Source organism: Ornithinicoccus halotolerans, from assembly GCF_009602535.1.
Classification (GTDB): Bacteria; Actinomycetota; Actinomycetes; order Actinomycetales; family Dermatophilaceae; genus Ornithinicoccus; species Ornithinicoccus halotolerans.
The window spans coordinates 22,936-28,935 of record NZ_WIQI01000028.1 but is presented as its reverse complement, the minus strand read 5'-3'; the positions used below and the strand labels follow the sequence as shown (position 1 = coordinate 28,935).

General features: G+C 73.7%; 6 protein-coding genes. 3 read left to right on the top strand and 3 right to left on the bottom strand.

Annotated features, from left to right (window positions below):
- The coding region (locus GFJ45_RS07380) for a glycosyltransferase family protein (RefSeq protein WP_153395710.1) at positions 1–1,022 on the top strand (1,022 nt) is incomplete at its 5' end.
- Here the strand turns inward: GFJ45_RS07380 and GFJ45_RS07375 are convergent.
- Positions 1,019–2,512, bottom strand: coding sequence for a phytoene desaturase family protein (locus tag GFJ45_RS07375; RefSeq protein WP_153395708.1), 1,494 nt, complete (start codon positions 2,510–2,512; stop codon positions 1,019–1,021). The genes GFJ45_RS07380 and GFJ45_RS07375 overlap by 4 nt on opposite strands.
- A gap of 97 nt (positions 2,513–2,609) precedes the next feature.
- Between GFJ45_RS07375 and GFJ45_RS07370 the strand changes: the two genes are divergently transcribed.
- On the top strand, positions 2,610–2,825 hold the full coding sequence (locus tag GFJ45_RS07370) for a biotin/lipoyl-binding carrier protein (protein WP_153395706.1): 216 nt from the start codon (positions 2,610–2,612) through the stop codon (positions 2,823–2,825).
- A gap of 24 nt (positions 2,826–2,849) precedes the next feature.
- Positions 2,850–3,674, top strand: coding sequence for a hypothetical protein (locus GFJ45_RS07365; RefSeq protein WP_153395704.1), 825 nt, complete (start codon positions 2,850–2,852; stop codon positions 3,672–3,674).
- 21 nt (positions 3,675–3,695) lie between these two features.
- On the opposite strand, the gene GFJ45_RS07360 is transcribed toward GFJ45_RS07365, so the two are convergent.
- Positions 3,696–4,862 (bottom strand): nucleotide sugar dehydrogenase, encoded by a 1,167-nt coding sequence (locus tag GFJ45_RS07360; protein WP_153395702.1) that lies wholly within the window; start codon positions 4,860–4,862, stop codon positions 3,696–3,698.
- Positions 4,863–4,928: 66 nt separating this feature from the next.
- Positions 4,929–5,828: an alpha/beta fold hydrolase gene (locus GFJ45_RS07355; RefSeq protein WP_153395700.1), complete on the bottom strand. Its 900-nt coding sequence runs from the start codon at positions 5,826–5,828 to the stop codon at positions 4,929–4,931.
- Positions 5,829–6,000: the final 172 nt, after the last annotated feature.

Here is a 6,000-nt window from a genome sequence, read left to right as displayed (position 1 = left end):
CACCGTTCGCGGACTACGGCCTCACCCGCCCCGTCGGCATCCGTGGCCTGCTGCCAGTCGAGGTGCCCCGCGCCACCGGCCGGGACCGACTGCGGGCGCTGCGAGCCGCGCGGACCCTGCTCACGGAGCAGAGCTCCGCCCATGACGTGGTGCTGCTGCACGACCCCGAGCTGCTCCTGGCGACCGCCGGCGCCGACGTCTCCCGCACGGTGTGGGACGTGCACGAGGACACCGCCGCGGCGGTGGCCGTGCGGCCGTGGCTGCCGAACACCCTACGGAAGCCTGCTGCCTGGGCGCTGCGACGCCTGGAGCGCTGGGCCGAGAGCCGGATGCCGCTGCTGCTCGCCGACCACGAGTACTCCGCCCGGTTCCGGGGGGCCCACCCCGTCGTGCCCAACACCACCCGCGTCCTCGAGCAGCCGGTGCCGGCGGCGACCCCGGGACCGGACGGCACGCAGCGTGCCGTGTACCTGGGCTCGGTCACGATGGAGCGCGGCGCGGTCGAGATGACCGAGCTCGGCGCCAGACTGCGAGACATCACCGCTGGCCGCGTGCAGGTCCACGTGGTCGGACCCGCCCACGGCCAGGCCGAGGAGGTGCTGGCTCGGGCGCACCGGGAGGGCACCGTCCGCTGGCACGGGTTCGTCCCCAGCGACCAGGCGCTGCCCATGCTGGACGGCGCCCTGGCCGGGCTGTCGCTGCTGCACGACGAGGCCAACTTCCGCCCCTCCATGCCCACCAAGGTGATCGAGTACCTGGCTCACGGCATCCCGGCCGTCAGCACGCCCCTCCCGGTACCGCGGGCACTGCTCGAGGAGCACAGGGCCGGGGTCGTCGTACCGTTCGGCGACGTCGAGCGGGTGCTCGCGCAGCTGCTGGCGTGGGACGCCGACCCGGCGACCGCCCGCGAGACCGGGCAGCGCGGGCACCGGGTCGCCGCCGCCGAGTACGACTGGGCCCATGTCGCCCCGCGGTTCGTCGCGGCGCTCGATGAGGTCGCCGCCGGAGCTCGCCCGGTCTAGGCATCCGGGCGTAGCGACGGGAGGGAACCGATGCCGAACTCTCGTCCCAGAAGCCGGCGAGCCGCGTGCCAGCCCGACATGCCGTGGACCCCAGGACCCGGTGGCGTGGAGGCCGAGCAGAGGTAGACGCCGTGGGCCACGCGGTAGGGGTCCCACTGGGCGCCCGGCCGCGCCACCATCGACCACAGCCGCGTCGAGCCACCGGAGATGTCCCCACCCGGGTAGGCGGCGTTGTGCGCGGACAGCGCGGCGGCGGGGAGAGCGCGGGCGCCGACCACCAGGTCCGACACGCCTGGGGCGAACCGCTCCAGCTGCCGCAGCGCCTCGCCGGTGATGTCCCTGCCGGAGTCCCAGGGCACGTGGGCGTAGGCCCACACCGGGTGCAGGCCGCCGGCGCCGAGTCGGCCGGGGTCGTGGCGGGCGGGCTCGCTGACCAGCATGGTCGGCCGCGCTGCGTGGTGCCCGTCCGCGGTCGTCGTCTCGGCGGCGCGCAGCTCGTCGACGTGGCCGCCGACGTGCACCGTGCCGGCTCGTCCTACCTCCGGGTCCGCCCACGGGACGGGGCCGGAGAGTACGAGGTCCACCTTGCACACCGCCCCGCCGGGGGGCAGCCGTCGGAGCCTGCTGCGCCACGGGTCACGGAGCATGTCGGCGAGGACGTGGGCATGGGTGTCCATCAGGTAGGCACGGGCAGGCGGGAGGTCCGCCCTGGAGGACACGGGCCGGTCGGTCTCCAGGCGCCCACCGTGGGCGCGCAGATCCTCGACCATGGCCCGGGTGACCTCACCGATCCCGCCGGCGACGAGTGGCCAGCCATCGGCGTGGGCGACCCCGGCGAGGTAGGCGGACGCGCCGGCCGCACCGGCCGAGGGCAGCGGGAGGATGGTGTGGGCCGCGACGCCGGTGAGCAGGGCCGGTGCCTCCGGCGTCCGCCACAGCCGGTCCATAACCGGGTGTGCCAGCGCCGCGGTGGCGACTCCCAGCGCCAGCCCGGCCCGGGCGTGGCGCGGTGACGGCCACCACGCCCGGTCCGTGGGATCGGTCGGGAGGCTGCGCTTGTCCGACAGCGCCACGTCGGCCAGCGCGGCGCCGTCGACCGCCAGCGGACCCAGCAGCTGGCGCCACCGCTGACCGTCCGCGCCCAGCCCCTCGGCGGTCCGCTCCAGGTCACGCCAGGCGAGCGCGGCGCGGCCACCGGGCAGCGGATGGGCGTAGGAGACCTCGGGAGTGAGCAACCGCACGCCGCGGGCGGCGAGATCGAACTCGCGGAAGAAAGGGGAGGAGACGCCCGCTGCGGGCACGGCGGCGCACACGTCGCGCAGCAGGCCGGCCTCGGGGCCGATCTCGTCGGTCACCAGCGGGAGGGTGCGGGCACCGCCGCCTGCGGAGTCCTGGCCCTCGAGGACGAGCACGTCGAGACCGGACCGGGCACACAGCACGGCGGCAGCCAGTCCGTTCGGTCCCGATCCCACCACCACGACGTCAGGCATGCTGCCCACTGTGCCCCACCGACCCGGGTCGGTGCAGCGCCGCACGGCCGCCGGCGGCGACTGACGGACGTTCACGGTCGTGACAAGATGACTGGCCATGACGCAGCAGATCGCCTCGGAGCTGGTGGCCAACGTCGCTCAGGTGCATGTCACGGTGGGCCAGCGGGTCGACCCGGGCGAAGAGCTGGTCCTGCTGGAGTCCATGAAGATGGAGATCCCGATCCTCGCGGAGGCCGGCGGGACGGTCACCGACGTGCGGGTCTCGCCGGGGGATGTCGTGCAGGACGGCGACGTGCTCGTCGTCCTGGACTAGACCGGCGCACCGAGCAGACACCGCGTGATGGTGTTCTCCGGCTACCGGCGACGGCGCCGAGCCCGTCAGCTGGCCCGCCGGTTGGTGGAGCTGGACCAGTGGGACGCCCAGCACGGTCTCGGTGCCCCGCTGCCGCCGCCCCCGACCCGGCGGCGGACCAGTGTGCTGCCTGCGCTGGTGATCGTGCTGGTGCTGGCGGCCGCCGTCGTGCTGCATCCGACGCTGCTCCCGCACTCGTGGCGGGAGACGGTCGGGGTCGTCACCGACCGGTTGGCTGTCCCCGAGGTCGTCACCGGGCAGGGGTCCTACGCCTTCCTGGCGACGCAGCCCGGATCGGAGGCGCCAGTGGGCTATGACCCCTGCCGGAGCGTGGAGGTCGTGGTCAACCCCTCCGGCGCCTGGGAGGGTCACGAGGAGATGGTGGCCGCGGCGGTGGAGCGCACCCGGCAGGCCAGTGGGATCGACCTGCGGCTGACGGGCACCACCGACGACCGCGAGCACGAGCGCCGCGGGCCGGGTGACCCCGTGCTGGTCATGTGGGCCGACGAGGACGAGGTGGCGGAGCTGGCCGGGGACGTGGCCGGGCTGGGCGGCAGCACCGCCGTCGAGGTGCAGCCCGGCCTGCGCCACTACGTGACCGGCATCGTCGTGCTGGACACCGACGTGCCCGGGACCGCGGGCGGACGCGGGCGGCAGGCGGTCATGGACCACGAGTTCGGGCACCTGGTGGGGCTCGGGCACGTCGATGACCCCGGTGAGCTGATGCACCACGCGGGAGGCCACCGGCTCGGTTACGGTCCCGGCGACCGGGAGGGGCTGGCGCGGCTGGGCGCCGTGCCCTGCCGGTGAGTGGAGGTGCCGACGGGCGGGTCAGTCCCGCCCGTACAGGTCGCGCGTGTAGACCTTGTCAGCCACGTCCTGCAGCGCCTCGGCGCGGCGGTTGGCGACGATCACGTCCGCACGGCGCTTGAACTCGGCCAGGTCCCGCACCACCTCGGACCGGTAGAACTCGCGCGACTCGAGGGTGGGCTCGTAGACGATGACGTCCACGCCCTTGGCCTTGATGCGCTTCATGATCCCCTGGATGCTGGAGGAGCGGAAGTTGTCCGACCCTTCCTTCATGATCAGCCGGTAGATGCCCACGGTGCGGGGCTGGCGGCGCAGCACGTCCGCGGCGATGAAGTCCTTGCGGGTGGTGTTGGCCTCGACCACCGCGTGGATGAGGTTCTGCGGCACCTCCTGGTAGTTGGCCAGCAGCTGGCGGGTGTCCTTGGGCAGGCAGTAGCCGCCGTACCCGAAGGAGGGGTTGTTGTAGTGGGACCCGATCCGCGGGTCCAGCCCGACGCCCTCGATGATCTGCTTGGAGTCCAGCCCGTGGGTGGCGGCGTAGGTGTCCAGCTCGTTGAAGTAGGCCACCCGCAGCGCCAGGTAGGTGTTGGCGAACAGCTTGATGGCCTCCGCCTCGGTGGGGCCGGTGATCAGCACGGGGACGTCCTTCCGCTCGGCACCTTCACGGAGCAGCTCGGCGAACTGGCGGCCGTGCTCGGAGTCGTCGCCGACGATGATGCGGGAGGGGTGGAGGTTGTCGTGCAGCGCGCGGCCCTCCCGGAGGAACTCCGGGGAGAAGATGACGCGGGTTCCGGGATGTGCCGCCCGCATCCGGGCCGTGAACCCCACCGGCACGGTCGACTTGATGACCACGGTCGCGTCCGGCTCGATCTCGTGCACGGCCGCGATGACGCTCTCCACGCTGGCGGTGTTGAAGTAGTTGGTCTTGGGGTCGTAGTCGGTGGGAGTGGCGACCACCACGTACTCGGCACCGCGGTAGGCCTTCTCCGCGTCCAGCGTCGCGGTGAGGTCCAGATCGGCGGTGGTCAGGAGATGCTGCAGCTCGGGGTCGATGATCGGTGACGTCCGGGCGTTGATCAGGTCCACCTTGGCCCGGTCGATGTCGAGCGCGACCACCTCGTGGTGCTGGGCCAGCACCACGGCGTTGGACAGGCCGACGTAGCCGGTGCCGACGACAGCGATCTTCACGACGAACCTCCCGGTCTGGGGTGGACGGTGGCAGAGGGGACGGGCACGCCGCTGCGGGCCGCCTGGTCAGTATCCCTGCAGCCCCGTCACCGTCAACCACCGGGCGACCATGGCCTCGACCTGCTCGGGCACCTCGAGCTGGGCGAAGTGGCCGGCGCCGACCACCCGCCCATCGGTCCACGACACGTGCTGCGGGATCTCGTCGAGGACCGCCTCGGGCTCCTCCGCGTCGATGCGCAGCACCGGCACCGACAGCTGACGGAGCCCCCCGAGGCCGTCGAACCGCGCCATCGCGCGGGCCGCCCCGGCGGCGACGGCGGCAGGCGTCCCCGCCATCAGGTCCACCACCCTGGCATGGTCCCGGTAGCGGCCCGCGGCGCCGTGCTCGGGGAACATCCCCTCGGCGAAGCTCCGCCGCCAGCGGCCGTCGAGGTCCCGCGCGCTCTGCTCGGCCGCCCGCAGCCAGAAGCCCGCCGCACGCGCGCTCGTCAGCGGCGCCGGGTCGAGCAGCACGAGGCCACCCGGACTGTGCCCGGCGCGCGGTCCGGCCGCGGCCGCTACCGCCACCAGCGCCCCCATGCTGTGACCGATGACGACCGGAGCGCGCAGGCCGGCGTCGTGGCAGGCCTGCCGAAGGTCGGCGGCGTAGTGGTCGATGGTGACCGCGGAGAGCCCGGCGGGCAGCACCTGGTCCTGGTCGAGGCGGCGGCCCCAGCCGGCCCCCGCCGCGCCGTCGTCGTCCCACTCCAGGCTCGCCCCGTGGCCCCGCAGGTCGATCGACAGCACCCGGTGCCGGCGCACCAGCCGCTCTCGGACCGGGGCCATCGTCGAGGAGTCGCAGCACCAGCCGTGGACGAGGACCAGGTCGCGTCCGGGACCGACCTCGGTGCCGCCGGCCTCGGTCGGCCCGGAGACCGAGTACGACACCGGCCCGCATGGCGTGGAGAGGGTGTGTGCAGTGCTCACCAGCCAGATGGTGCCACGGTCCCGTGCCAGGACCCTGCCCGCGGACCCGAGCGGACGCTCGCCGCCGATTAGGAGAGGAGCGGATGCCGCCGGTATCGTGGTCGGGTTCACCGTGCGTCCGGCGCCCGTCCTTGCGGGCGCGTCCCGGCTGTGGACGCTCCCGGACCCGGAT

Excerpts from the sequence above, each read along its gene's own strand:
- GFJ45_RS07370 (WP_153395706.1), top strand. The coding sequence starts at position 2,610 with ATGACGCAGCAGATCGCCTCGGAGCTGGTGGCCAACGTCGCTCAGGTG.
- GFJ45_RS07375 (WP_153395708.1), bottom strand. The coding sequence starts at position 2,512 with ATGCCTGACGTCGTGGTGGTGGGATCGGGACCGAACGGACTGGCTGCC.